28 protein-coding genes are annotated in these 25,241 nt (G+C 61.1%); 14 read left to right on the top strand and 14 right to left on the bottom strand.

Features of this window, described 5'->3' with window-relative positions; genetic code table 11:
* Positions 1-46: 46 nt before the first annotated feature.
* From EN845_RS01555 to EN845_RS01535, 5 genes are all read left to right on the top strand, one after another.
* A complete protein-coding gene (locus EN845_RS01555) occupies positions 47-442 on the top strand; it encodes a GFA family protein (RefSeq protein WP_127276120.1) in 396 nt (131 codons plus the stop codon).
* A 149-nt stretch (positions 443-591) separates the two neighbouring features.
* Positions 592-789 (top strand): hypothetical protein, encoded by a 198-nt coding sequence (locus EN845_RS01550; protein WP_127276118.1) that lies wholly within the window; start codon positions 592-594, stop codon positions 787-789.
* Positions 790-1,030: 241 nt separating this feature from the next.
* Positions 1,031-1,903, top strand: coding sequence for an undecaprenyl-diphosphate phosphatase (locus EN845_RS01545; RefSeq protein ID WP_127869525.1), 873 nt, complete (start codon positions 1,031-1,033; stop codon positions 1,901-1,903).
* Positions 1,904-2,051: 148 nt separating this feature from the next.
* Positions 2,052-2,678, top strand: coding sequence for a transglutaminase-like cysteine peptidase (locus EN845_RS01540; RefSeq protein ID WP_127869524.1), 627 nt, complete (start codon positions 2,052-2,054; stop codon positions 2,676-2,678).
* 115 nt (positions 2,679-2,793) lie between these two features.
* A complete protein-coding gene (locus EN845_RS01535; protein ID WP_127869523.1) occupies positions 2,794-3,585 on the top strand; it encodes a phosphodiester glycosidase family protein in 792 nt (263 codons plus the stop codon).
* Positions 3,586-3,601: 16 nt separating this feature from the next.
* Here the strand turns inward: EN845_RS01535 and EN845_RS01530 are convergent, their stop codons facing one another.
* Positions 3,602-4,234: a DedA family protein gene (locus tag EN845_RS01530; RefSeq protein ID WP_127869522.1), complete on the bottom strand. Its 633-nt coding sequence runs from the start codon at positions 4,232-4,234 to the stop codon at positions 3,602-3,604.
* Positions 4,235-4,561: 327 nt separating this feature from the next.
* Between EN845_RS01530 and EN845_RS01525 the strand changes: the two genes are divergently transcribed.
* The gene (locus EN845_RS01525) at positions 4,562-5,635 is read left to right on the top strand and encodes a GH25 family lysozyme (protein WP_127869521.1); all 1,074 of its coding nucleotides are present in this window, start codon (positions 4,562-4,564) and stop codon (positions 5,633-5,635) included.
* A 9-nt stretch (positions 5,636-5,644) separates the two neighbouring features.
* Here EN845_RS01525 and EN845_RS01520 read toward each other — a convergent pair whose 3' ends face one another.
* Both EN845_RS01520 and EN845_RS01515 read right to left on the bottom strand, forming a co-directional pair.
* Positions 5,645-5,947 (bottom strand): hypothetical protein, encoded by a 303-nt coding sequence (locus tag EN845_RS01520; RefSeq protein ID WP_127869520.1) that lies wholly within the window; start codon positions 5,945-5,947, stop codon positions 5,645-5,647.
* 115 nt (positions 5,948-6,062) lie between these two features.
* On the bottom strand, positions 6,063-6,251 hold the full coding sequence (locus EN845_RS01515; RefSeq protein ID WP_127276106.1) for a hypothetical protein: 189 nt from the start codon (positions 6,249-6,251) through the stop codon (positions 6,063-6,065).
* 186 nt (positions 6,252-6,437) lie between these two features.
* Here EN845_RS01515 and EN845_RS01510 point away from each other — a divergent pair, with 186 nt between their 5' ends.
* From EN845_RS01510 to EN845_RS01500, 3 genes are read left to right on the top strand one after another with little or no spacing between them, the layout of a single operon-like run.
* Positions 6,438-7,394 carry a DUF3592 domain-containing protein gene (locus tag EN845_RS01510; RefSeq protein ID WP_245511615.1) on the top strand — a complete coding sequence of 319 codons (957 nt, stop codon included), beginning with the start codon at positions 6,438-6,440 and terminating at the stop codon, positions 7,392-7,394.
* A 28-nt stretch (positions 7,395-7,422) separates the two neighbouring features.
* Positions 7,423-7,944, top strand: coding sequence for a hypothetical protein (locus EN845_RS01505; RefSeq protein WP_127869519.1), 522 nt, complete (start codon positions 7,423-7,425; stop codon positions 7,942-7,944).
* Positions 7,937-8,554: a hypothetical protein gene (locus tag EN845_RS01500; RefSeq protein WP_127869518.1), complete on the top strand. Its 618-nt coding sequence runs from the start codon at positions 7,937-7,939 to the stop codon at positions 8,552-8,554. Before EN845_RS01505 ends, EN845_RS01500 begins: the two co-directional genes overlap by 8 nt.
* Positions 8,555-8,773: 219 nt before the next feature.
* On the opposite strand, the gene EN845_RS01495 is transcribed toward EN845_RS01500, so the two are convergent.
* The 7 genes from EN845_RS01495 to EN845_RS01465 all read right to left on the bottom strand — a co-directional run bounded on the left by EN845_RS01495 (position 8,774) and on the right by EN845_RS01465 (position 18,281).
* Positions 8,774-10,369, bottom strand: a complete 1,596-nt coding sequence (locus tag EN845_RS01495; RefSeq protein ID WP_127869517.1) for a hypothetical protein — start codon at positions 10,367-10,369, stop codon at positions 8,774-8,776.
* 50 nt (positions 10,370-10,419) lie between these two features.
* Positions 10,420-14,199 (bottom strand): vitamin B12-dependent ribonucleotide reductase, encoded by a 3,780-nt coding sequence (locus EN845_RS01490; RefSeq protein ID WP_127869516.1) that lies wholly within the window; start codon positions 14,197-14,199, stop codon positions 10,420-10,422.
* A gap of 674 nt (positions 14,200-14,873) precedes the next feature.
* On the bottom strand, positions 14,874-15,185 hold the full coding sequence (locus tag EN845_RS01485; RefSeq protein WP_127276099.1) for a PilZ domain-containing protein: 312 nt from the start codon (positions 15,183-15,185) through the stop codon (positions 14,874-14,876).
* 119 nt (positions 15,186-15,304) lie between these two features.
* On the bottom strand, positions 15,305-15,793 hold the full coding sequence (locus EN845_RS01480; RefSeq protein WP_127869515.1) for an NUDIX hydrolase: 489 nt from the start codon (positions 15,791-15,793) through the stop codon (positions 15,305-15,307).
* 212 nt (positions 15,794-16,005) lie between these two features.
* Positions 16,006-16,506, bottom strand: a complete 501-nt coding sequence (gpt, locus tag EN845_RS01475; protein ID WP_127280162.1) for a xanthine phosphoribosyltransferase — start codon at positions 16,504-16,506, stop codon at positions 16,006-16,008.
* A 116-nt stretch (positions 16,507-16,622) separates the two neighbouring features.
* Complete coding sequence (locus EN845_RS01470) at positions 16,623-17,456, bottom strand: universal stress protein (protein ID WP_127280163.1); 834 nt, start codon at positions 17,454-17,456, stop codon at positions 16,623-16,625.
* Positions 17,457-17,537: 81 nt separating this feature from the next.
* Complete coding sequence (locus EN845_RS01465; protein ID WP_127869514.1) at positions 17,538-18,281, bottom strand: competence/damage-inducible protein A; 744 nt, start codon at positions 18,279-18,281, stop codon at positions 17,538-17,540.
* Positions 18,282-18,538: 257 nt separating this feature from the next.
* On the opposite strand from EN845_RS01465, the gene EN845_RS01460 reads away from it, so the two are divergent.
* Positions 18,539-19,546 carry an alpha/beta hydrolase gene (locus EN845_RS01460; protein WP_245511614.1) on the top strand — a complete coding sequence of 336 codons (1,008 nt, stop codon included), beginning with the start codon at positions 18,539-18,541 and terminating at the stop codon, positions 19,544-19,546.
* Positions 19,530-19,886, top strand: a complete 357-nt coding sequence (locus EN845_RS01455; protein ID WP_245511613.1) for a hypothetical protein — start codon at positions 19,530-19,532, stop codon at positions 19,884-19,886. The genes EN845_RS01460 and EN845_RS01455 overlap by 17 nt, the downstream gene beginning before the upstream one ends.
* Positions 19,887-19,958: 72 nt before the next feature.
* Here the strand turns inward: EN845_RS01455 and EN845_RS01450 are convergent, their stop codons facing one another.
* The 3 genes from EN845_RS01450 to EN845_RS01440 all read right to left on the bottom strand — a co-directional run bounded on the left by EN845_RS01450 (position 19,959) and on the right by EN845_RS01440 (position 21,958).
* A complete protein-coding gene (locus EN845_RS01450; protein WP_127280166.1) occupies positions 19,959-20,198 on the bottom strand; it encodes a DUF2188 domain-containing protein in 240 nt (79 codons plus the stop codon).
* 28 nt (positions 20,199-20,226) lie between these two features.
* Positions 20,227-20,505: a DUF982 domain-containing protein gene (locus EN845_RS01445; protein ID WP_127280167.1), complete on the bottom strand. Its 279-nt coding sequence runs from the start codon at positions 20,503-20,505 to the stop codon at positions 20,227-20,229.
* Positions 20,506-20,854: 349 nt separating this feature from the next.
* Complete coding sequence (locus tag EN845_RS01440) at positions 20,855-21,958, bottom strand: NADH:flavin oxidoreductase/NADH oxidase (protein ID WP_127869511.1); 1,104 nt, start codon at positions 21,956-21,958, stop codon at positions 20,855-20,857.
* A gap of 158 nt (positions 21,959-22,116) precedes the next feature.
* Between EN845_RS01440 and EN845_RS01435 the strand changes: the two genes are divergently transcribed.
* Positions 22,117-22,695, top strand: coding sequence for an NUDIX domain-containing protein (locus EN845_RS01435; RefSeq protein WP_127869510.1), 579 nt, complete (start codon positions 22,117-22,119; stop codon positions 22,693-22,695).
* A 22-nt stretch (positions 22,696-22,717) separates the two neighbouring features.
* On the opposite strand, the gene EN845_RS01430 is transcribed toward EN845_RS01435, so the two are convergent.
* A complete protein-coding gene (locus tag EN845_RS01430) occupies positions 22,718-23,257 on the bottom strand; it encodes a J domain-containing protein (RefSeq protein ID WP_127869509.1) in 540 nt (179 codons plus the stop codon).
* Positions 23,258-23,468: 211 nt separating this feature from the next.
* On the opposite strand from EN845_RS01430, the gene EN845_RS01425 reads away from it, so the two are divergent.
* Together EN845_RS01425 and EN845_RS01420 are read left to right on the top strand one after the other, a co-directional pair.
* Positions 23,469-23,756 carry a PilZ domain-containing protein gene (locus EN845_RS01425; RefSeq protein WP_127869508.1) on the top strand — a complete coding sequence of 96 codons (288 nt, stop codon included), beginning with the start codon at positions 23,469-23,471 and terminating at the stop codon, positions 23,754-23,756.
* A gap of 297 nt (positions 23,757-24,053) precedes the next feature.
* A complete protein-coding gene (locus tag EN845_RS01420) occupies positions 24,054-25,241 on the top strand; it encodes a tyrosine-type recombinase/integrase (RefSeq protein ID WP_167531219.1) in 1,188 nt (395 codons plus the stop codon).

Genomic DNA, 25,241 nt, shown 5'->3' with positions numbered 1-25,241 from the left:
TCGCCGCTACCTTGCCGCCTGTTCACTCCACCAATGGATTCAGGCGATGGCAAAATACGAAGGCGGATGCCTGTGCAAGGCGGTGCGCTACCGCACCGACGCCGACCCCATCAACGAGCGCATCTGTCACTGCCGGCTCTGCCAGAAGGCGATCGGCGCGGCCTTCAATGCGCGTGTTCTGTTCCGCATCGACGATGTGACGGTCGAGGGCCGGTTGGCCACGGTCAACACCTCGCCGGACCTCAAGCGCGGGTTTTGCCCGAACTGCGGCACAACGATGTTTTCGCGGCGCGATTCCGCCGGCATCATCGGCGTGACCACCGGTTCGCTGGACGACCCGTCGTTCTTCAGGCCACAGATGCATATGTGGACCGCCTCGAAACAGCCCTGGGTGATGCTTGACGACGGCTTGCCGCAATATGAAGGCGCTCCGCCGGCCTAGCTTCCTCCTTCTCGTCAACAGGACGACGTGCCCCGGGATGACCAAAAATTAATCCAAAGAGACACGCGATAGCCGGCAAAGCGTCATTGGCGGGCCATCTTTGTCACCCTATCTATGCGTCGCGGGCCCGGCATTCGAGGAGACGACGGATGAACGACAGCATCAGCACCCTGGACGAGCTTTTGAGCGATCCGATGGTCCTGCTTGTGATGGAGCGCGACCGTGTGCGCCCGGAACAGGTGCGCATGCTGCTTGAGCGGGCTCGCCGGCCTTCCCTCGATGAACCGGTTGTCCCGCCGGCGCATGTGATCGCCAGGACCTGCCAGAAACTGTGGCTGTGCCCCTGAGTAGCCTTGCGATCTTCCATGAACATCATTGGCCGGCCCGTGGGCCGGTTTGGATGCGGGTGGCGCGGCCCGCAAGCGTATTGCAATGTGTCCGCCGCCACGCGACGCAATGACGCCCGTTCGGGCCGCCAGCTTACAAATCCGTAAATTGATTCTCCGCCGCATAGCGGTATGGCTTGCCCGGCATTGATCGCCGCCGATCGTGCCTTCGCAAGTCCGATCCCTCCCGCATGGAACCGACATGGCTGATATCTGCACGCAAGGCGTCGACACGGGCTTTGTCGGCCTTGGATTTGCCAAGGTCGCTTTCCTCGGCCTTGTGCAAGGCATCACCGAACTGCTGCCGATCTCCTCGACCGCCCATATGCGCATCGTGCCGGCTGTGCTTGGCTGGCAGGACCCGGGCTCGGCTTTCTCCGCCGCCATGCAGCTGGCGGCCCTTGCAGCGGTGGTCAGCTATTTCTGGGGCGACGTGAGGGATCTCCTGTTTGGATCACTCGATGCCCTCACGCGCCGCGATTTTGCCGACCGGCATTTCCGTCTGGCGCTGTGGATCGTGCTGGCGACGATCCCCATCGTCATCGCCGGCGTGGCGCTCTCGGGCGTCCTCAACACCTGCAATTCGCCGTTGCGCAGTCTGAGCGTGATTGGCTGGGCCTGCATCGCCATGGCGGTCCTGCTGGCGCTGGCCGAGATTTTCGCCCGTCACAAGCGCACCGTGGGCGAAGCGTCGCTCGCCGACGCGCTCCTTGTCGGCGTCGCGCAGGTTGGCGCGCTGATCCCGGGCGTCTCTCGCTCTGGCTCGACGCTGACGGCGGCACTGGGGCTTGGCTTCAAGCGGGCGGAGGCTGCGCGTTTCTCGTTCCTGCTCGGACTGCCGGCCATCGCGCTCGCCGGCCTCAAGGAATTGTGGGAACTGCACAAGGCGCATCTCGACGCCCATGGATGGTCGGTTCTGGGCGTGGGACTGCTCGTGGCCTCGATATCGGCCTTCTTCGCCATCTGGGGCCTGATGCGCGTGCTCGAACGCTTCTCCGCCTGGCCTTTCGTCATCTATCGCGGCGCGCTCGGGGTCGTCCTGCTGCTCGGCGTGGCTATGGGATGGCTAGCCTAGGCCGAACCGGCACGCTTGCGGTGTTGCGCTGCTGCAACCGCCTGGAGCGCATCAACCCATGCCCGAAGATGTGATCGGACGCCTTCATTGACTTCCGGCAATGTCCGCCTTTAACGTTCTGTTAACAAAAAACAGATGGCGGAGCCGCATGGCATCCTCGTTGGGTTTGCGCCGCAAGGCGAAGGGGCTGGGGCTTGCGATTGCCCTGATTGCTTTCTGTTCGGCGGCGAATTCCGCCTACGCGGCTCCCGCTTCCATGGTCATCGGCGGCTCGACCTCGCAGCCAATCGGCCACTATGATTTTTGCAAGATCCATGCTGCCGAGTGCTCCATCCGTTCACCCGACAGCGAGCCGGAACAGATGACTGGCAAGCTGTTGCGGGAGATCAGTGCCGTAAACCTTTCGGTCAACACGCGCGTCAAGCCGATGAGCGACATGGACAATTACGGCAAGGAGGAATGGTGGGCCTATCCGGACAATGGCTTCGGCGATTGCGAGGATTACGCGCTGGAAAAGCGGCGTGAGCTCAACAGCCTGGGCATCGCCATAGCCAATCTCCTGATGACGGTGGTTCGCAAGCCGGACGGCGAAGGCCATGCCGTGCTGACGGTACGCACCGACAAGGGCGACTTCATCCTCGACAATCTTGTCGACAAGGTTCGTCTCTGGAACCAGACGCCGTATCGCTATCTGAAAAGACAGGCGAGTGACAACACCGGGCGCTGGGTCTCCATTCTCGCCGGCGAAGAGAAGCTGGTCAGCGCCGTCAAATAGCCGTCGCGGGCCGTCCCCGGGCCATAGTCCACGCTTCCCCTGAGCAAATCCTTCATCGTACCGGCAAGCGGTGCTATCCACGACAACTCGTTGGAACCGACAATCCGGAACGCGCATGGATTTTTTGACACTCCTGCATTCGGCGCCCTTGTTGCTGACTTTGGTCAAGGCCGCGTTGCCGCACGCGCTTGCCACGACAATGGCGTTCGGCCAGTGGTTCGCTTCGGTGCCGCCGTGCCGTGATGTCGCCTTCGAGGCCGGCAGCTTTCTCGTCTGCGAGGTCGATCCAAAACTGTATTCGATCGAACTGTTCTGGAAGGATCAGGGCGGCAAGCCTTTTCAGTCGCTGCACAATCTCGACAACGCCCAGCGTGCGGTCGGCCGTACCATGCTGTTTGCCATCAATGCGGGCATGTATCACCCCGACCTCAGGCCGGTCGGCCTCTATGTCGAGCGCGGCCGGGAAATGGCCGGTGTGAAGACGGGATCGGGCAGCGGCAATTTTTCGCTGCAGCCGAACGGCATCTTCTATATCGGCGGCGGCAAGGCCGCGGTGCGGGCGACCAGGGACTTCGTCAGGCAGCGGCCAGCCACCGACTATGCAACGCAATCAGGGCCGATGCTGGTGATCGACGGCCAGCTTCACCCGAAATTCCGGTCCGACGGCACGTCGCGCAAGAGCCGCGATGGCGTCGGGGTGCGAAAGGATGGCGTCGCCGTCTTTGCCATCTCGAACGGCACGGTGACATTCCATGCCTTCGCCCGCCTGTTTCGCGACGCGCTCGGCTGCGACAACGCACTCTTCCTCGACGGCACTATATCGAGTCTGCTCGCTCCGGCCATTGGCCGCAACGACGACTATTGGAACCTGGGGCCGATGATCGGCGTCTTCAGGAAACGCGGCTGACGCATGGCGCCATCCCCTAGGTCTGGGCATCGCGCCTGCCTCGCAGCCTGATGACAATCACGGCGACGATGATCGCCGCCACTATGGCCGCGATAACCGCCAGCCCGAACAGGCTGGTCGCGTCGAGTTCGGGCAGGCTGTCGGCCCCTTTCGCCACCAGCCATCCGGGCGACAGCACGACCGGCGCCCAGATGATCGCCGACAGGATGTTGGCGATCTGGAAGCGGCGCCTGTTCATGCCCATCATACCCGCGACCAGCGGCACGGTGGCACGCACCGGACCAAAGAAGCGGCCGACGAAAACCGCGGCGAAACCGTAGCGATGGAAGAACAGGCGCGCCCTGGCGATCTCACGGCGATAGCGGTTGAGCGGCCATTTGTGGACGACGCCGCGCCCGAGCCATTTGCCGAGAAAATAGGAGATGGTGTCGCCGAGCGCCGCACCGATCATCGCGGCGAGGAGAACGGGCAAGGGTTGGACGACACCGGCGCCCACCAGGCCGCCGACGATGATCAGCACCGTGGTGCCGGGCAACAGGATGCCGACCAGCACCAGCGATTCGCCGAAGGCCAGCAGCCCGACCACGAGGCCGGCCCAGGCCTGATGGTTCTCGATGAAACAAACGCTTTGGTCGATGAACGACTGCACGCAAGCTCCCTTTTGAAAGTGTTTCTCAGCTGCCGCTGTCGAGCAGGCTCCTGAGTTCGTCGAGCTTGTCGTTGACGAGCCAGCCGCGTGGCCCGGCGCCTTTTCAAGAATTTTGGGAACGCCGGCGCAAACGCCGCATGCCGTTCTCAACAGCCACATCATGGCGCTGTCAAGGCTTGGCCGGGCCGCCGCCGGCGACTGTCTGAAAGGGGCCACAGCTATGGTAAAAAACTTGATTCAAACTTTATTGGTAATTTCTCGTTCATAACTCGTCTGGTTGTCCGTCGGCCGTCGCCTTCGGTCTGTTGTGTTTGAGTACAGGTCCAGATGCGGTTATCAGGCGTCATCAGTTTCGTGATCGCATCGCTGTGCCTCGCCGGCTGTTCGTCGACGTCGGGCATGGACGCGCTCGACATGCAGAAGCCATCCAATGAAACGACCAGTTCGGTGGTGCGGCCAAGCGCGCCGATCGCGTCCGTTCCGGTGGCCAGGGCAAACGCGCCGCGCAAGAGGGTTGAGGTTGCGTCCGCGGACGACACCGCTCGCCCCTTTGGCCTGGCGGAGGAAGAGACGGTGGCGTTTCCCGCACCCGAACTGCCCGACAGCGCCGAGCCGCCGATCGAGGAAGCTGCCCTGGTGTCGCCACCGAAGCTGTTGTCGCGGGCGGCACCGCCCATGCTCGCAGGACCGGTCACGCGCTACGGCTTCCGCGATGCCAAGCCGATCAATTTCGGCCGCTCGTCGCCCCGTCACCTTGCCGTGCACGGTGTCGACGTGTCGCGCTGGCAGGGTGACGTGAATTGGGAAAAGCTGCGCGCCCAGGGCGCCAACTTCGCCTACATAAAGGCGACCGACGGCGGCGACCACCTCGACCCGATGTTTATGAAGAACTGGCGCGGCGCGCAGGCCGCCGGGCTGAAGCGTGGCGCCTATCATTTCTTCTACTGGTGCCGCACCGCCGGCGAACAGGCCGACTGGTTCATCCGCAACGTGCCGAAGGTCGACGGTGCGCTGCCGCCCGTGATCGACGTCGAGTGGAACGGCGACTCCAGCTGCCAGCGCCGGCCGTCGCGCGAAAAGGTGCTGGAGAAGATGCAGGTGTTCATGGACAAGCTGGAGCGTCACTACGGCCAGCGGCCGATCATCTACACGTCGCCCGACTTCTATCGCGACAACCTTCGGGGCGCCTTCCCAGACTATCCCTTCTGGCTGCGCGCCGTGGCCCGGCATCCGTCTAAGGTCTATCCCGATCGCAAGTGGCTGTTCTGGCAGTATTCCGGTTCCGGCCTGTCGCATGGCGTGACCGGTCGCATCGACCTCAACGTCTTCCATGGCGATGAGCGGCAATGGCGCGCCTGGGCCGGCGGTGGCGGCCGGCAGATGATGGCTGACGCGGACTAGGCAGCGCGACTAATGGGCGCGCGCGCCGGAAGCTTCGCCGCGGGGCGCCTTGTCCGAGTGCCGGCGCGATTCGTCGAACGTGGCGAAGGCCAGAGTCCCGGAAAAAAAGCCGAAGCTGATCAGGACCGCCGCGATAACCATGATGTCGTAGCTGGGCACGTTCGTTCTCCGTTTGATGATTGCCATTGGCGGAGAAGACAGGATGAACGCAGGCAGGGCCTTGATCTGGGTCAACCAAGCCATTGAGGCGGCGCGCGATCCATCATTGCTGCGATGGACAGACCTGGATTCGAATGCCCGGACCGTCGCCATGCGTCCATTCAAGGCAATCCCACCGGGGTAACGAGCGGAGATGGCGCGCCTGGGCGGGCGGCGCGGGCCGGCAGATGATGACCGACGCGGATCAAAACAGCGCTGGTTCGGATTCTTATTGCAGCTGAGCGCTGCGGCTGTTGCGTTCCTCGCTCAGCCGCAGCGCCGTCCTCAACCCCATGATCTCGGAAATCGCCGCGTCGATCATGGCCAGAAGCGTCAGCGTGTCGTGCTGGCTTGGATCGGCCCTGACATAGGCAAGCTGGTTCACGATGTCCTTGTCGTCGTCGGCTTCGTCGTTCATGTCCGTCTCCCGACTTGCAGCCTCGCGAAAGTTCCCGGCCCTTTTTAAGCCGATCGCCTCAGTCGTCAAATTACGCTTCAGCAATTCAGTGCGCGTGAGGCGCCGGCATTGGTGTTTTGCGAATAAGCGAGACATTGCCGCCGCGGTGCTGTCTAGTGCCGGTTCCTGTACTCCGGGGGGATCAGGGTGGAGCTCCAATTTCTGCTTGTCGGATTTGCCTGCGCGGTCGCCGGCATGTTGTCGTTCATCACCTTCGTGAAATGGCGGGAGGTGCAGGCCCTCAGCCACTGGTTGCCGACGCCGGGAAAGATCATTTCGTCGCGCGCCGAGGCGCGTGAGGTGAGAGTCTCGGGCGTTGGCCCGGACAGCAATGACACCACCGAAATCCGCAATTTTCCGGCGATCACCTTCGAATACAAGGTGGGCGGCAAGACATTTCGCGGCTCGCGTTACAGTGTGAAAGAGAATTTGGGAAATTTCGAAGTCGCTGAAACCCTGGCGCAGTTTCCGCGCGGCGCCGAGGTGACTGTCTTCTACAATCCGGCCGATCCGAGCAAGGCGGTGATCGAGCGCACCTTTCCCGATGGCGCCTTCAAATTCATGGCCAAGCTGTCGGCGGGACTGGTGATCGGCACAGTGGTTCTGGTGTTTTCCGTTGGAGGCGTCCTGGAGGGGATCAGGCCGCATCTGGCCAAGCCGCAGAATCTCGGGGCGGCGGCGCTGCTGTTGTTCATGGGCCTGTTCGTCCTGCGCATGGGTTTCGCCCAGAAGGCGCTTGCCAGGCAAGCGGTGCAATGGCCGGTCGCCGCCGGCCGCATCGATGCGTCGGGCCTGCAGACGATCCGCGCCAATGGCAGCTATCGCTGGCGCACCGTCTTTCGGTCGCGCATCGTCTACAACTATGGCGTCGCCGGTCAGCGCTACAGCGCCGACCGCGTCACCTTCGGCGCCACGGTCACGGCTTCGCTGCCCGGGCTCGTCGGCGGTCAGGCAAGACGGTATGTCGAGGGCAGCAAGGTCGACGTGCACTATGACCCGGCCAATCCCGCCTCGGCGGTGCTCGAATGCCGCGTGCGCGGGCTGTGGCTGCTGTGGGTTTGCTCGCTGGGCTTTCTCGGCGCCGCCGCCTGGCTGGTCGTTTGAGGCGCCCGCTTTCATGACGAGGCATCCAATGATCACTGGCAAACTGGCCTTGTTCTTCCTGGCTCTGCTCGGCGCCGTGCAGGCAGCGAGCGCAAAAGAGTGTCTGCTGAGCCACGCCACCTATCGCGAACCGCGTTCGGGTGCGGTCATGCAATTCCGGCCGCTCCACAATGAGCCGGCGGCGCTGACGGCCGAAGTGTTTTCGCTGACCGTGCCGAAGACCGACATTCGCCTGCCGGCCGACATCACCTGGACCAATGGCAGGAATTCGTTTCCGCTCGGCACCATCCGCCACACCTGTACCGACGACGACCGCGAGGCGGGGCTGGAGGATGGCAGCGGGCTGTGCCGGATATGGATGGGGCAGGTCTATGCTTTGACCGGAGGCGGCGCCGAGCAGCTGAATTCGCGCGAAGCGACGCCGGCGCCGAAAGGGCTGTTGCTGCCTGATTTCGGCGCTGCTTTCACCGAATTTGCCGACTTCGCCAAAGCCAATCGGAACGGCTCGGCATGGGACGCCTTCACTTTGACGGGATGCAGCGATGGATAGCGCCATGGGATCGTTCGCCTGGGCCTGCGCGCTGTTTGCATCAGCGACCATATCAGCCGCAGCGCATGCGGATGAGCCCGCGCCGTCGCGCCCGCCGATCGACAAATGCGTCTGGGAAAAGATGACCGACAGGAGGGTCGGGCTGGCCGCCTGGGTGCAGCGCTGCGATTTCGGCTTCCGCCAGATCCATTTTGAATTCGTCGGCAACGCACTTGCCATCAAATACAGCGATGGCGGTGCGGCCGATCCTCTGGTCGAGGTGTTCGACATCAAATCAGGCGAAACCGCCGAAGCCGCAGTGCTACGCCTGTTGCTGGAAAAGACCGACAAGGCCGTCAGCGCCCGCTGTGTGTTGGCGTCCTACACCGAGGGCACCGTGCCCGCCGGCGTCAAACGCTACACATTCAGCCCCGATTCCGCTTACGCCAAGGAGCTGCAGGCGAAAGCCAATGACGAGGTCCCCGAGCCGCCCTGCGGCGACTGGGGCGAAATGCCAGATGGCATCCAGTATTTCGAGGTGCCGGCGGGTGAGGGGCGGAAGGTGCTGTTCATGCGTGTCGGCCAGGACGAGCCGCTGTTCGATGAGCAGACGCTGCGGGTGTTGCCATAGCGGTAGGCTTCGGGAACCAAAGCTGGCCGATGGGTGGATTGTGGTCAGGGCGCCTCTTGAGCAAGCAGCTGCTGCCGACATCAAGGCTCCAGAATACGTCCTCCTTGCCGAAGGAAGGCTATCACAAGTGGGCAAAAATTCTTTTCTCAAAAGAGCTTGCTCTTCGCGGATCGCTCACGCGACGGTAATCGGCAGATGGCCGAGCGGCTAGAGTATCAACTAACCGCCGTCAATGACGGGGCTACGCTCAAAGCTATTCCACCAGGGAACGTGTTTGCTAACGTCTCCAAAAGGTAGGGCGTCTTTGATTGTACCTCGTGATGGAAATCTGGAAGAGAATATCGACGATAATAACCAACCGCTATATTCCTCAGTTGCTGAGGCGTGCATAACTTCTAAAAGGATATCCATACCACCGCGCGACAGTACGAACTCCATATCGCTCAAGCTAAATATGGGAACATGTTTGCGGCACTCCAGTGGGATTCCTCGGGCGTGAGAATCCGCTTTTTTGTGAGCCATTGCATAGATGTCAGCTTCGCTGCCAAAAGCTGATTCAATCCAATTATCCAGAGTGCACACGCCGAGAGCTGTATTGTTCGACGCAGTAAATCCTTGAGGGATCAATCCCCTAGAACTGTCTGCGAGATATTTCCAAAGTTGGAAAACGCCCTTGGCCAAATCCTCATAGGCATCGGCAGAATCCTTCGTCGGATTTTCACCGAAGCGAATAATCGCGTTCTGTCGTCGGGCTTTGACTTCGATGGCGGCCACAACGTCATCTGACTTAGAAACAAGGATGTCAGGTGTCCTTTCCAAGGTTCGACCGTAAGAAAGATTGCCACCGATCGAAAATGTTCCAGATGAAGTTTTGAGGATATTGCTAACGTAATTTTCCAAATTCTCTGCAAATTCATTCCGTAAGTTCGAGTTATCAACAAAACCGTAAAATAGGCCCTCCGTAATTCGATAGAATAGAAGGTCGACAAAAGGGGCCATTACGTATCTTGTTCCCTCTCGTGGAAACGTTATGAGGGGCGAAACACGGAAGATACTCGGCGCATACCCGATGTGGTCGTAGCCTTGACGAAGCGCATATGTACGATCTGTGGCGCTTTCTATGGAGGTGGACAAGATGTTGATTGTTTTTGTCAGGTCTGAAGGAGTGATCCCTATACTGTCAGTTTCAATATCTGGCCGTAACGCCGGTTGACCCAAAAGGACAGAAAATATCGCGAAAGTTGTCTTTGTAAATATATCGAACTCTAAATTGTATTTTTTCTCGAAGTAAATCTTCGAATTTTCGGTCCTATAAATTGAATGATACCGTGCCAAGCGTGACGCTGTTGAGAACCGCCTTTGCCATTCGAACTGACGCTTTCCAAGCCTGTTAAGTTGCGTAAGGACGCCAACTCGGCGCAGAACCGGCCCATCGGAAGCATTTTCGGCTTTGTTTAACAGCGTGTAGGCAGTCACCAGCGCGCTGAAACTGCGTGGGTTTACAGTCCTAATGAACCCGGACCGCAGTCTTGGGTCCCATGGTGCGGCCAACAATTCGTTGGCCAATGTTTCTAAAAACCAAGGATGAAGGTAAGATCTAGCATGATGATCAGTTGTTCGAGCTTCATCTGGCAAATCAATGAAAAATTTTTCGACGCCTTTTCTTGAGTTCTGTATCTGTTGAATTGAATATATTGCCAATAGGAAATCCATCTTTGGGATGGAAGATAGATATTTTCGAAATTTCTTTAAAATTCGACGCTTGTTTTCTGCTGTCGATAAAGCCGTTCTATTGTTTTGTTCATGCAATCTCATTTTGAGATTTAGGCGGGCGACTGAAACGTCGCCCGCCTAAGCCATGCCCCTTAGCTGCACCCGCTCGTGGCGCCGCACGTGTCGCACTTCTCGCAAGTCCCATTCCTTACCATGGTAAAATTCTGGCACTCGGAGCAGGAATTGCCGGTGTAGCCTTGCAGCAGCGACTTGGCGCGGCGGTCAGCGGCGAGTTTCTTCGCCTCGGCTGCTTCCTGGGCCGCCGTGTCGGTGAACAGCGCCGCGGTGGTGTCGGTCGAGGCATCGGAGGCCGCTTCCTCGAAGGCGATGTCCTCGGCCAGTTCCTTGGCCCGCTCCTCATAGTCGCGCTTGTAGGCGATCGCCTCGTCGCTCGCCGGCTTCAACGCCAGCACGTTGGAGCCGGAGAAGGCCGTCGGCGCCGAGCGGGTAGGGGTGCCGGAGCCGGCAAAGCCCTTCGGCTCGCTGCCGCTTGCCCTCGACACCAGCTTCACCGGCGACCCGCGGGTCAGGCCCTTGGAGACGGCGTCGGTCTTGCCCTCGCTGATGCCGCGGCCAAGCGCGGTGTTGGAGAAGTCCGACTGGTCGACATGGGCGAGATCGTTGCGGCCGAGATAGGAGATGGCCAGTTCACGGAACACGTAGTCGAGGATCGACGTCGCGCTCTTGATGGCGTCGTTGCCGATGACCATGCCGGCCGGCTCGAACTTGGTGAAGGTGAAGGCGTGCACATATTCGTCGAGCGGCACGCCATATTGCAGGCCGAGCGAGATCGCGATGGCGAAGTTATTGAGAAGGCCACGCAGCGTGGCACCCTCCTTGTTCATGTCGATGAAGATCTCGCCGAGACGGCCATCGTCATATTCGCCGGTGCGCAGGAATATGGTGTTGCCGCCGATCTTGGCCTTCTGCGTATAACCCTTGCGGCGGCCGGGCAGCTTTTCCTGCTCGCGCGACACACGCTCGATGATGCGTTCGACGATGCGTTCGGTGATCTGCGCCGCGCGCGCCGCCGCCGGTGCCTGGATCAGCTGCTCGACCGCATCGTCCTCGTCCTCCTCGCCATCGGCGAGCAGCGAGGCATTGAGCGGCTGCGACAGCTTCGAGCCGTCGCGGTAGAGCGCGTTGGCCTTCAGCGCCAGTTTCCACGACAGCATGTAAGCGCTCTTGGCGTCCTCCACCGTCGCGTCGTTCGGCATGTTGATGGTTTTGGAGATGGCGCCGGAAATGAACGGCTGGGCCGCCGCCATCATCTGGATGTGGCTGTTGATCGAAAGCGAGCGCTTGCCGATCTTGCCGCAGGGGCTGGCGCAGTCGAACACGGCGAGGTGCTCGGCCTTGAGGAAGGGCGCGCCTTCCAGCGTCATAGCACCGCAGACATGGATGTTGGCGGCCTCGATGTCCTTCCGGGAGAAGCCCAGCGCCGGCAGCATTTCGAACGAGAAGTCGTTGAGCTGCTCGTCGGTGAAGCCAAAAGTCTCCTTCACCCAGTCGGCGCCGAGCGTCCACTGGTTGAAGACGAACTTGATGTCGAAGGCCGACTTAAGCGCGGCATTGAGCGCCGCGATCTTGTCGTCGCCAAAACCCTTGGCCTTGAGCGAGCCGGGGTTGATCGCGGGCGCCTGGTTGAGATTGCCGTGACCGACCGCATAGGCCTCGATCTCGGCTATCTGGCTCTCGGAATAGCCCAACGTGCGCAGCGCTTCCGGCACCGCGCGGTTGATGATCTTGAAATAGCCGCCGCCGGCGAGCTTCTTGAACTTCACCAGGGCAAAGTCGGGCTCGATGCCGGTGGTGTCGCAATCCATGACCAGACCGATCGTGCCGGTCGGCGCGATCACGGTTGCCTGCGCGTTGCGGTAGCCATGCTCCTCGCCGAGTTCGATGGCGCGATCCCAGGCGGCCTTGGCGTGGGTGGCCAAATCCTGCTGCTTCAGGTCCGACGCCACGAGAGGCACCGGATTGACGGCGAGTTTCTCGTACCCGTCCTTGTCGCCATAGGCGGCGCGGCGGTGGTTGCGCATGACGCGCAGCATGTTCTGGGCATTGCGGTCATAGTCGGGGAAGGCGCCGAGCTCGGAAGCCATTTCCGCCGAGGTGGAGTAAGCGACGCCGGTCATGATCGCGGTCAGTGCTGCACAGATCGCGCGGCCCTCGTCGGAATCGTAGGGAATGCCCGAGGTCATCAGCAGGCCGCCAATATTGGCGTAGCCGAGGCCGAGCGTGCGGTAGTCGTAGGAGAGCTTGGCGATCTCCTTCGATGGGAACTGCGCCATCATGACCGAGATTTCGAGAACCATGGTCCACAGCCGCACGGTGTGCTCGTAGGCAGCGATATCGATCGTGCCGTCGGCATTGCGGTAGGGGAGAAGATTGATCGAGGCGAGGTTGCAGGCCGTGTCGTCGAGGAACATGTATTCCGAGCACGGGTTGGAGGCCCGGATCGCACCGGCGGAGGCGCAGGTGTGCCAGTCGTTCATCGTCGTGTTGAAATGCAGGCCGGGATCAGCGGAAGCCCAGGCGGCGTAGCCGATCTTTTCCCAGAGGTCGCGAGCCTTCAGCGTCTTCAAGACCTTGCCGTCCTTGCGGGCGGTCAGGTGCCAGTCGGCGTCGGTCTCGACGGCGCGCAGGAAATTGTCCTTCAGCGACACCGAATTGTTGGAGTTCTGGCCCGAAACGGTGAGGTAGGCGTCAGAATCCCAGTCGGTGTCGTAGGTCTTGAACGACATCGAGGTGTAGCCCTGCTTGGCGAACTGGATGACGCGGTAGATGTAGTTTTCCGGCACCGCCGACTTCTTGGCCAACTTGATCTCGCGCTTCAGCGCCGTGTTGATGGCCGGATCGAAGCAGTCGTCGTCATGGCCTTCGCAATTGACGCAGGCCTTCATGATTGCTTCGAGATGCTTCTTGACGATCTTGGAACCGGTCACCAGCGAGGCGACCTTCTGCTCTTCGTTGACCTTCCAGTCGATGAATTCCTCGATATCGGGATGGTCGGCGTCGACGATGACCATTTTCGCCGCACGGCGCGTCGTGCCGCCCGACTTGATGGCGCCAGCGGCGCGGTCGCCGATCTTGAGGAAGCTCATCAGGCCGGACGAGCGGCCGCCGCCGGACAGCTTTTCGCCTTCGCCGCGCAGCAGCGAGAAGTTCGAGCCGGTGCCGGAGCCATATTTGAACAGGCGCGCCTCGCGCACCCACAGATCCATGATGCCGCCCTCGTTGACGAGGTCATCCTGCACGCCCTGGATGAAGCAGGCATGCGGCTGCGGATGCTCGTAGGACGACTTCGACTTGGTCAGCTTGCCGGTGAAGGGGTCGACATAGAAGTGACCCTGGCTCGGACCGTCGATGCCATAGGCCCAGTGCAGGCCGGTGTTGAACCATTGCGGCGAGTTCGGCGCGACGCGCTGCGTCGCCAGCATATAGGCAAGCTCGTCGCGGAAGGCGCGCGCGTCTTCCTCCGACGCCTTGAAGTAGCCGCCCTTCCAGCCCCAATAGGTCCAGGTGCCGGCCAGCCGGTCGAAGACCTGGCGGGCGTCGATCTCGGAACCATAGCGCTCGGCTTCCGGCAGCTTGGCGAGTTCGGCTTCATCGGCGACGGAGCGCCACAGGAAAGAGGGGACGTCGTTCTCCTCGACCTTCTTCAGGCGCGCGGGGACGCCGGCCTTGCGGAAGTATTTTTGGGCCAGGATGTCGGCGGCGACCTGGGAGAACTGCGCCGGCACATCGATATTGTCCAGGCGGAACACCACCGAGCCATCCGGATTCTTGATCTCGGAAAGCGCCTTGCGGAATTCGATCTCCGCATAAGCAGATTGGCCTGGCTTGGTGAAACGACGCTCGATGCGCATTGGTCCGGTCCCTTTTGTCTATATATAGCGCGTTCACCAGGGGATTTCTGCCCCCAAAAGACGAAACGCGCAGTCCGCCGTTTGCCGGCATTTCGAACAATGCCGGCATCTCCACTTCGCGGGCGCGGCCACGCACACGACAAATCGCCTTGCCGGGCGTTTGCCGAAGCTGCCAATCGACCCCGCGGGTCCCTCAAGACTGAATTTTTCGATTCCCTCACCCGAGGGAAATTCACACTATCTAGCGTCGAACCTAGCTGCAAACACTAAATATAGTATTAACAGACAATTTATTCCAGTCCGACAATTCTCCCTTTCGTCGCCCCATCACCCCACGATCCCAACGCTTCCGCCGGCCTCGTAAACAGGCGGAAATGCGGGCAAAACGCACATAATCCGGGAAAAAGACCGGGCTCAGAACTTTCCGGTCGCGCTCTCAACAGGAGCACATGGCCTATAAAAGGCGACTCGTTTCGAGCCGTCAAGGATTCGTTTGCGTAGCTTTTGTGACCCCAACATCTTGTGTGTCACACATGTGGATAACGGGGATAGAATTGACCGCTGTGGCGGCCATTTTTCCGCCGGCAGGCATGCGCGATCCCGGTGCGTGTACGCGGACTGCGGAAATACTGTGCCGCGAACTCAAAAAGCCCCGCACGCCGGTGCGCCAGGGATCAGCCGTAATGCAGCTTCGGCTTGGGTTCAGTGCCGGTGAACTGGACGCCGAGTCGGTCGCTGCGGCGCCAGCGGACCTCGCAGCGATAGGCGACGCCGTCGAGCGGCACATAGAGAAGGAAATGATCGGGAACCCGGGCCTCGAGCGGTATTTTCAGTTCGGCGCCGCCCGCATGCTGGTTGCGCACCATGCAACTCACTTCGGAATTCTGGATACCGGTGATGATCGTTCCACCCTTGAGCACGCGCGGACGATGCTCGCGCTGGGGCTCGGTGGACTCTTGCTGAAGTGGGTTTACAGGGTTCGCCATCGATGAAACGCGCCAGATTGGCCAATTTCTACCGGAGAAAAATTAGCAAACCATTCACGCGGTACATCACATGGTTGTGAAATGATTACGATCCACGCACGGGGTGGATGGCCTGCGCCCTAGGAGAACCTGCGTGGGTCGGCGCAGAAATAGGCGATGATCTGACACAGGTCCGGTTCATTGACCATGCGCACCGCTTCGCTGGAATTGACCCATTTGCGGATGCGGGAGTGCTTTTCCTTCCAGCGGTCGGCGACCTTGTCGACGTGCAGCGGATACACCAGCACCTCGCAAGGCACTTCTTCGCCCGAAGCCAGCACCTTGGCGTAGAAATAGCGGCCGGCTTCGAGGTGGGAAATGTTTCCGCGCAGTCCCGCTTCCTCGGCGGCCTCGCGCGCTGCCGCTTCGCAGAGCGGCTCCCGGGCTTCCGGCCAGCCTTTTGGAAGCACCCAGCGTCCGGTATCGCGGCTGGTGATCAGCATGACCTCGACGCCGTTCCCGGCATCGCGCCAGGGCAGGGCGGCAACCTGCAGACGACACGGCGCCGTACCAAAGAGTCGCCGGACCCTCTCAGCCAGGTGGTTGTGTGTGGTTGGCCGTGTCAACATCGGAGAAGCTAGCCCCAAGCCTCCAGAATCGTTTGCCGTCTCACGAATCTTACGGCTAATTGTGACCAATAAAAGTAAAAACTTTGGTCAAGCTGGCTGATTCCCGTCAACAGAGGTCGATTTCACAGGATATCTTGTCGGCGGATCAGTCTGCGCAAGCAAATATTATCGCCGGCGACGGCCTGATTGGCGAAAAAACGGCTTGCCGCGAATCAACCGGCGTGATCGTCGGCGATCGGCTTTTGATAGGTGAAACCCATGTCCCAGGGAAAATAGATCCAGGTGTCCTGGCTGACCTCGGTGACGAAAGTATCGACCAGTGGCCGGCCCTTGGGCTTGGCGTAGACGGTCGCGAAATGGGCCTTGGGCATCATTGCCCGCACGATGCCGGCGGTCTTGCCGGTGTCGGTCAGGTCGTCGATGATCAGCACGCCGGCGCCATCGTCGGCCAGCAAGGCCGGCGTTATCTCCTTCAGCACCTGCAATTGTCCCTGGCTGGTGTAGTCGTGATAGGAGGCGACACAGACTGTCTCGATGATGCGGATGCCGAGTTCGCGCGAGATGATCGCCGCCGGGACCAGGCCACCGCGCGTAATGCAGACGATAGCCTTCCACTGGCCTTTGCTGGTGCCGGCAAGCCGCCAGGCAAGCGCGCGGGCGTCGCGATGGAACTGGTCCCAGGAGACCGGGAAGGCTTTTTCGGGAAGGGACATTTTTCGCGCACTCCACGGCACGCGGCGGCCGCGTGCGAGAAAACAGGTGAATGCGCGCGGAATTAACTGGAAACCCTTGGGTTTGGCAAGGGAGAGCGGTCGCGATCGCTGTGGACTTATCTCGACAGGAAAGTCGCTACCTGCGCCGTGCGCAGCACCGTGCGTGTCACCCCGCCGAACAGAAGCTGGCGCAGCCAGGAGTGGCTGTAGGCGCCAAGCACCAGGAGATCGGCACCGGTCTCCGCGATCCTGTTCTGGATCATGTCGTCGACCGAACTCCCGCCCGATTTCTGCACCGAGACACTGACGGTGGCGCCGTGGCGCGACAGGGCCGACGCGATTTCGGCGCCCGCGGCCTCCGGGCTTTCGTCGAGCGTATCGGGCGGATCTATGACCAGTATGTCGGTTTTCTCGGCCTCGATGATGAAGGGCAAGGCATCGAAGGCGGCGCGGGCGGCCTCCTTGCTGCCGTTCCAGGCGAGCAGCACGCGTTTGAAGGTGGTGACGAGAGGACCGGCATGCGGCACGACCAGGACCGGCCGGCCGGCATCGTAGACCAGCGTATCGACGTCCGCGCTCGGATCGCCGCCGGTCTCGCGTTGGGCGGCGATGATGAGATCGGCGGCGCGCACGCTTGAAATGCCGGTCAGCGCGCTGTCGCCGGAGAAGCTCTCCAGGCTGCGCCATTCGAAGGAGAGGCCGGAATCCTCGACCCGCCCGAGGAAGACAGCCTGGAGCTTGTCTGCCCGCTCCCGATTCATGTCGGCGGAAACCTGCAGGAACTCCGTATCGGGAAAGCCCGTCGCCGACGTGTAGGGCACTGGGAGCGCCTCGGCATGGATGCCGATCAGATGGCTCTCGAAGCGGCTGGCAAGCGGAATGGCGCAGTCGAGCACCCGCTCGGCGTCCTGTTCATTCTGCAGAATGGCAACGATGGTCTTGAAACGCATGATGATCCCTCAATCTTGCGAGCGACCGGCCTCGCGGCAGGGAAACGTTACAGCCCCGTTCTTGGTTCCGGCCCGGCCGGATCAGTTCGCCTTGTCGGCGAAGCCAGCCACCATGGCCTCGACGTCGGCGCGCGCGGCCTCAAGCGCATCCGCGCTGCGGGCACGCACCACAAGTTCAGTCCAGAACTTGCCGTCGCCATATTTGGGGTAGGAGCCGATGATCGTATCCGGATGCGCTTTCTGGATCTCGCCCAATGGCCCGCCGACAAGGCCCTCGCCGAACGGGCAGTGCACCGTGGCCGACAGCATTTTGGTGCCGGCTCTCAGGGTCGGGACGACATTGTCGAGCATGGCCTGGAAGATCGACGGCACGCCGGCCATGACATGGACGTTGCCGATGCGGAAGCCGGGCGCCACGGACACCGGGTTGTCGATAAGGTCGGCGCCGCGCGGCATTCGCGCCATGCGCTTGCGGGCCTGCGTGTATTCGATGCCGCGCGCGGCATAGCTCGCCTCCAGCAGGGCGTAGGCCTTGGCATCGTATTCGCAAGGCACGCCGAACGCCTTGGCGATCGAATCGGCCGTGATGTCGTCATGCGTCGGACCGATGCCGCCGGTGGTGAACACATAGGTATAGCGCGCGCGCACGGCGTTCACCGCCGCGACGATCTCGTCCTCCTCGTCGGGCACGATGCGCACCTCTTTCAGGTCGATGCCGATCGCCGTCATGATATCGGCGAGGTGGCCGATGTTCTTGTCCTTGGTGCGACCGGACAGAATCTCATCGCCGATGACCAGCATGGCGGCAGTAACGATTTCAGGCATGGAAGGCTCCGGCAGACGCGCAGTCTGAATAGCGCGGCGGACGAGCGGCGGCAATGCCGCCCAAATGGCGGACGACCCGGCATACACGGATATCACCTGGATTGCAGTGGTTGGCTGGCCTGGACGGGAACAAGTCTGATTGTTCTCGGACCCGGGCTGTGAACGACCGCCTCGCCAAGTCGGTCTGTTTTGTCCATCCTTGCGGCGCCATCGCGGACGGGTAAGGTGCGCGGCTCGGAGCCGGGTGACGAATGCTGATGTCGATTCTGCTCTGGCTGTTTGGCGCGGCGTTTCTGGCGGCGATCCTCGTGCTTACCTCTCTGCTGCTGGCCACGCTGTGGATCGCGGCGAAAGCGGAAAGATTGGTGCCGCCGGTCGGAAAATTCGTCGAGATCGACGGCAACCGCATCCACTATGTCGACGTCGGGGAGGGACGGCCGATCGTCTTCGTGCATGGGCTTGGCGCCCAACTGCATCATTTCCGGCACACCGTGTTTGGCCGTTTCGGTCCTGGCTACCGCCTGATCGCGCTCGACCGTCCGGGCTCGGGCTATTCGACGCGGGCAAGCGGAGCGACGGGCCGCTTGCCCGAGCAGGCCGAGATCATCCGGCGCTTCATCGAAAGCCTGGGACTGGAAAGGCCGTTGGTGGTGGGCCATTCCCTGGGCGGCGCCATCACGTTGACCCTGGCCGTCGAACATCCCAATGCGATTTCAGGCATCGCATTGCTGGCGCCCTTGACGCATCTGGAGACAAGGACGCGCCAAGGATTTGACCTGCTGTACATTTCTTCACGCCTGTTGCGGTGGTTCATGGCCTATACCGTGGCGATACCAGCAAGCCTCAGATATGCCCGGCCGACGATGGACTTCATCTTCGCGCCGCAAGCCGTCCCTGGCGACTATATGAGCGGGGGAGGCGGATGGCTCGGCTTGAGGCCCGGCCACTACCATGCGACATCGACCGATGTCGTGGCTGTCGAGGAGGATCTCGGCCACATCGAGCGCCGCTATGGCGAGATCGCCATGCCGGCCGGCATTCTCTTCGGCGGCGCCGATCGCGTCATCGGCATGGCTGTCCATGGCGAGCCGATGCGGGAAAAGGTCGAAGGACTAGATTTCGAACCCGTCGACGGTCTCGGCCACATGCCGCAATTCGTCGAGCCGGAACGGGTTGTTGCCTTCATCAAACGCATCGCGCGACGTGCTTTTTCAGATGCGGCATCACCAAGGGTTCACGACAATTTCAATGAACCATCCGGCTGATCGCCGGGTTTACCCCGTGTCGCATCCCAAGGCGGCCAAGATACGGAGTAATTCAATGTACAGAAAACTTTTCGCAGCATCCGTCCTTACGATCGGTCTCGCCACATCGGCGATGGCCCAGTCGTCGGACGCTACCTATCCCAACCATCACAATTGGTGGCTGTTCGGCAATGAGGATTCCTCTGCCGTCGACCAGAGCACCACCGGCAGCATCAACGGCGATGGTTCCGGATTGAATACCCTTGGCAATCCTGGCCCGGCCGGACCTTGTGCCTCAAACACTCCAGGCCCCGATGCCAATGCTCAGCGCAACATCAACGATCAGTACTGCGGCAAATAGCCAGCCGCGGGCTTGTCGCCCGCCGCCGGACGCCATCTTTCCTGGCGTCGGCGGCTGGCGCCTGGCTGGATATCAATCCGAGATTTCGGTCTGAGGCCGGTCGCGGCCGTCGGCAAGTTCCTCATGCCATTTGCCCTCGGCGTCCTCATACTGGATGCCATCGGTGGAACCCGCCACTTGTTGTTCGGCCGAAGCGATCTCGGCGGCGCGCAACGCATCCTGACGGGTGGGAAATGTCTCCGAGAAGGTCGCGCCGACCTTGTAGGCCCAGCCACCGTCATGCTCGACGATCTTGTAAGTCAGCTTCGCCATCAAAACCTCCAGTTAAAGGTCCGCCTGCTCAATGCAACCGGTCGTCTGGCAGCCGGTCGTCGGGCACCAGCACTTCCGATTCCTTGGCGGCCTCGATCAGTGCCCGGCGCGCTTCCGCCGTCGAACGATATCCTTCCAGCACTTTGAGGCAAGTGTCGAGGGCATCTCGATGACGAGGTCCGCGATTGAGCGGCCACACAGTCATCAGGCACTCCGCCGCCTCCTGGGTCGAGCGGATATGGCGATATTTGCCGACATGGCCAAGCTCGACCACGACGGGCGTCTCAAAAGGCTTGTTGTCCATCATGGCCGCAACGCAAAGCAGCCAATTTGGTTGCAAAAATGGCCTTCGGCCTGCGCCCAAAGGTCGCGTCAAGTCCGTGACGCGCTTTGGATCTCGGCGTGACGCAAGCGTTGCCCCGGACCGGATCCGCCCTCGGATCAGCCCCGGGGCATGCCTCTGGGTGCCATGTATTGGCGTCTCAGTAGCCGCAGTCGTTGCGCAGCCAGCGCGCATTCGCCCGGCCGGTCCCGCCGCGGCCGCGCCCGCCGCAGCCTGACCCAGCGCAACATTTTGCAGCCAGAATTGAAGCAGGCCGTTGGCGAACCGTCCGGGATCACAAGCGGCAGCACGCCGGTACCGGGAGAATGGCCGATCAGCCCGCCGCCTTCATCCAATGTTGCATCGTCGTCACCGAGCGGGCGAGCTGCGGCGCCGGATGGATCTTTTCGCTGAAGGTGGCGGCCGCACGCCATCCCCACCGCGGATCCGCGAGGAAGGCGCGTGCCAGAGCCACCATATCGGCGCGGCCTTCGGCTATGACAGCCTCGGCCTGTTTCGGGTCATCGATCAGTCCGACCGCACGGGTCGGAATGCCGGCGCCCTTGCGCACGGCTTCCGCCAGATGCACCTGATAGCCCGGCCCGGTGGGCAATTTCTGCAACGGCGAATTGCCGCCGCTCGAGCAGCAGAGATAGGCGATGCCTTCGGCCTTCAGCGCTTTCGCCACCTCGATCGCGTCCTCGACGTCAAAGCCGCCATCGACCCAGTCCTTAACCGACAGCCGTGCGCCGAGCATCAGCTTTGGCACCGCTTTCTTCACCGCCCTGGCGATCTCGACGACAAGACGCATCCGGTTTTCCAGCGAGCCGCCCCAGCGATCAGTGCGCTGGTTGGACAGCGGCGACAGGAACTGGAAGATCAGATAGCCATGCGCCGCATGCAGTTCGATGAAGTCGAAGCCGGCACGTTCGGCCCGCCTGGCGGCTTCCGCGAACCGCTCGATGAGCTGCAGGATTTCCTCGTCCTCCAGCGCGTGCGGCACGTTCCAGCCGTTGTCGTAGGCGATGGCCGAGGCCGAGACGGTCTGCCAGGGATCCTCGTTTGGCTGCAATGGGCCGCCACCTTCCCAAGGCCTGCGGTTCGAGGCCTTGCGGCCGGCATGCGCCAGCTGCGTGCCGAACTTCGTGCCGGGTGCGGCCACGCGCCGGGCCGCGTCCAACGCGCGGCGCGCGGCTGCTTCATTGTCTTCGGAATAGAGACCGAGGCAGCCATGGCTGATGCGTCCGCGCCGCTCGACATCGGTCATCTCCACCGTGACCATGCCGGCGCCGGACATGGCCAGGTTCATCCAGTGGTAGAGATGCCAGTCGCTGGCCGAGCCGTCCTCGGCGGAATACTGGCACATCGGCGCCACGGCGATGCGATTGGGGAAGGTGAGCCCATCGAGCGTGATCGGCTGGAAAAGCGATGTCGACATGAAAAAAACTCCGGGAAGGGGAATGCGCTATCTAGGCAATGGCATCGTTCCATACCACACACGAGACGGTGAAGCGCGCTGGACCAATCGCTAGCTCGATTGCGCCTATACCGGTTCGCGGCTACGCCTGCGTCCGCCAGCAAGCATTGAGGTGTCAGATGGAAGACCGCATTCGTATCCGCTCGGAAGAGGTTCTCTCCGACGACTGGGCGGTCCTGAAGAAGACCGTGCTCGACTATCGCCGGCGTGACGGGCAATGGGAGACGCAGGTCCGCCAGACCTATGATCGCGGCGACGGCGCGGTGATCCTGCCCTACGACCCCCAGCGTTCGACCGTGCTTCTGGTGCGCCAGTTCCGTTACCCTGCCTATGTCACCGGCCACCGCGAGCCGCTGATCGAGGCCTGTGCCGGGCTGCTGGACGAAAACGATCCGGAGACGGCCATTCGCAAGGAAGCCGAGGAAGAACTGGGTTACCGGTTGAACAAGATCGAGCGGCTGTTTTCGCCCTATATGAGCCCGGGCAGCGTCACCGAGCGGCTCTGGTTCTTCGTCGCCCGCTATTCGCCTGCCGACCGCATTTCGGCCGGCGGCGGCGCTCCGGAGGAGGGCGAGGACATCGAGGTCCTGGAAATGCCGCTCGACGACGCACTGGCCGGCATCGCCGACGGCCGCATTGTCGATGCCAAGACCATCATCCTGATCCAGCATCTGAAGCTGAACCCGATCTCGGCTTGATCAGAGACCGGGGGATACCAATTCAGCCGGCGTGATCCAACAATCGGGTGGTGGCCGCCTCACGATGATGTTCGGAATTGACGCGATCGATGCCTTCCACGGTGATGGCGAACGTGCCGTTTTCCGTTCTGGCTATCCAGCCCTTCGCTTTTAGATACCAGAGGTGGAACTCGAGGTGCTCACGCGGACAGCCTGACATTCGTTCGAGTTCATCGTCGCCAATGCCAGGATTATTGACGTCCTGCCGGCGTCTTACATAAAGCAGTGAGAGCACTTTGGCTTGAAAGACGGAATCTCGATCGAGGTTCTTCGTGTTGTTCGCCTGATCGGTCAGCTCGGCCCGCAGGTCCAAATGGGCCTTGTACTGAATATCGTATTGCGCACGCTTGACCGGATCCTTGAGCGTGTTGTGGGCCTCAAGAATATCGCTGAAGCGCGATTCATCACCGGTGATCTGGTTGTCGGGATGGTAGCGCATGGCAAAATGACGAAAAATGCGTTCTATTGTTTCCGAATTGGCATTCGGACTGATTTCCAGCATTTCGTAGAAGTCGACGAACATACCAGGCCTTCCCGTACCGTGTCTGTTCGGCTCTCCCCGCCACAGTTTCGGGCAAGCCTGGCGACGATTATAGAGCCGAATATTTCACGATTTGCTAATGTAAAGAACGTACAAAGGACAAGAACGGAACTTCAGCAAAAACGTAAGACCTTTGCGTCCTGCACCGCAGACTTTAGTCTGATAGCGTTTCGCTCGTTAGAGGCAGCTTACCATGACCGACAAACCTTCTGAACCGCCAATTGAACGTCGAAGTCACTTGAGAGAAGTGGTTTTGAAGGATGCGTTCATAATCACGCAGGATGGCGAAATAGGCTGCGCCGTCAGAAATCAGCATGAGCACGGCGCCGAGTTGCGTGTCGCCGCGGGGGTTGAAGTGCCAGATACCTTCCGGCTGCGCGTGCCGTTGGACGATGCGACCTATCGAGCGGAAGTGCGGTGGAGAAAAGGCGAGCGACTTGGCATCCAAATCCACGGCAATTTCTCGCTGAAGGTTAGATGATAGGGGAGCCGGCCTGATATTCAGGGGCGCGCCTGCCAAGGGAGCGCAGTTCGATATTCAATGTGGTGCGGACGACGGGAATCGAACCCGTACGATCAGAGATCGAGGGATTTTAAGTTAGTAATTTGCTGTCACCGCAAGGGTATCCACGATACCCTAAAGCGCTTGCAAAATAAGGAAGATACAAGGGTTTACAATTTCCATTCCAGCCCTTAAATAACCTTTGGTAGACACCAAAGGGATACCCCTACGGCCACCCTAGGGGTTCCATAAAAACCCGAGGGATTGAAAAACCCCGTGCCCGTTCTGAGCGACGATTTCCTGAAGCGTCTTAGCCTTGGCGACAAGCCCGAGCGCATATTCCGCGATAGCCGATTGCCCGGTTTTTGCTTGCGCGTGCGGCGCAATGCCGACGCCTCGCTTTCGAAGCTGTTCTTCGTCATGCACGAGTTGCCCGGCAAGGAAGGCAAGCGGCGCCGCCGCAAGGTCTCGATCGGCGAGGCGTCGAAGTTCCCGGCAGCGATGGCGCGCTCTGAGGCCGAGGCTATGCTGCGCGCCATCAAGAATGGCGACGATCCAGCCGCAGCTAAGGCAGCGAAGAAGGCGCAGCCACTATTCGAGGACGTCGCAGCAGACTTCGAAACCCATTATCTCGCCGATCGCAAACCGGCGACGATCAAGGACTACAGGGGCAGGATCCGGCGCCTGCTGACCCCGTATTTCAAGGGCCGACGCTTCGCCGACATCACGCCCGACATGGTCTCAGCCTTCATGCGCAAGCATAAGGCTCATCCGACCGACGCGAACCGCGCCCTTGCCGTGTTATCAAAAATGATGAACTGGCAGGGGCGGCGTGCCGACAATCCATGTATGCGGCTACCGAAGTTCAAGGAGATTCCGCGCGAAGCCTGGCTGGACGAGATCGACCTGCCCAAGTTCGTCAAGGCGCTCGCCGCGATCAAAACTCCTATAGGGGACTTGCTCCGGTTCATGACCGTATCCGGCTGGCGCATATCTGAAGCACGGCTGATGACATTCGATATGGTGGATTTGCAGCGCATGATTGTTCGCCTGCCCGACTCCAAGACAGGGGCGCAGACACGGGCGCTGTCGACGGACGCGGCAACGATCATCGATAGGCAGCAGCATCGTATTGGATTCGTCTTCTCCAACCGCAAGGGACGTTATCCAGTCGGCGATGCTGACATTCGGGAAGTGCTGGATGGTGTCTGCGCCGTGGCCGGTGTCGAGCGCATCACGCCTCATGCACTACGGCACACGGCGGCCACTTGGGCGGCGCTGAGTGGCGCGCAGGCTCATGAACTGCGAGAGGCGTTCGGCTGGAAGACACTAGCCATGACGGCGCGCTATGTCGCGCGAGCCGAGAGCCTTGGAAGGCGCGGCGCACAACGTGCCGCTGACGCTATGAACGTCCTGCAAAGGCCTGCGGCAGACGTGAAGACGATAGGTGCAGGTGATGGCTAA

The sequence above is a fragment of the Mesorhizobium sp. M8A.F.Ca.ET.202.01.1.1 genome (assembly GCF_004791595.1).
GTDB lineage: Bacteria > Pseudomonadota > Alphaproteobacteria > Rhizobiales > Rhizobiaceae > Mesorhizobium.
The sequence above is the reverse complement of the archived record's forward strand: the minus strand, read 5'-3'. Positions and strand labels throughout refer to the sequence as shown.